Origin of the sequence: Corynebacterium phocae (assembly GCF_008693075.1) — a bacterium.
Classification (GTDB): domain Bacteria; phylum Actinomycetota; class Actinomycetes; order Mycobacteriales; family Mycobacteriaceae; genus Corynebacterium; species Corynebacterium phocae.
Window position 1 is genome coordinate 1 of the sequence record NZ_VXKJ01000051.1, and the last position, 526, is coordinate 526.

Below are 526 nucleotides of genomic sequence, written 5' to 3' on the forward strand. Positions count from 1 at the left end.
CACAGACCACTTACCATCATCACCGACAATGACCTCAACGGTCTTACCACCCGGGAACTGAACCATCAGTTTGTCACCAGGCTTACCGGAACCAGAAATTTCAGTAGCACCAGCATCAACACCGTTGATAACAGGAACAGTAGAACCTACAACAGTTGCCGATACTTCACCACCGTTTCCATCAGTAACAACAATCTTGTCACCAGGCTTGAGCTCAGTACCCTCAGGAACCTTCACAGACCACTTACCATCATCACCGACAATGACCTCAACGGTCTTACCACCCGGGAACTGAACCATCAGTTTGTCACCAGGCTTACCGGAACCAGAAATATCCGAGGCACCTGCGGTTATCTCATCAATATTAGTGCCAGAATCAATAGACGGATCATCAGGGTTTCCACCATTATTGACAATCTTCACGTCAATCGGGGAACCAACCTCGGCACCATCAGCATCAGTGATCTGAACAGAACCCTCACCCAAAGGAGTGCCTTCAGGAACAGTCACCGAAATAACACCAGTA

1 protein-coding gene is annotated in these 526 nt (G+C 48.5%); it reads right to left on the reverse strand.

Annotated elements, in window-relative coordinates; genetic code table 11:
- Positions 1-510, reverse strand: a 510-nt coding sequence (locus tag F4V58_RS11365; RefSeq protein ID WP_150385814.1) for a hypothetical protein, incomplete at its 3' end; no start/stop codon positions are given.
- Positions 511-526 lie beyond the last annotated feature (16 nt).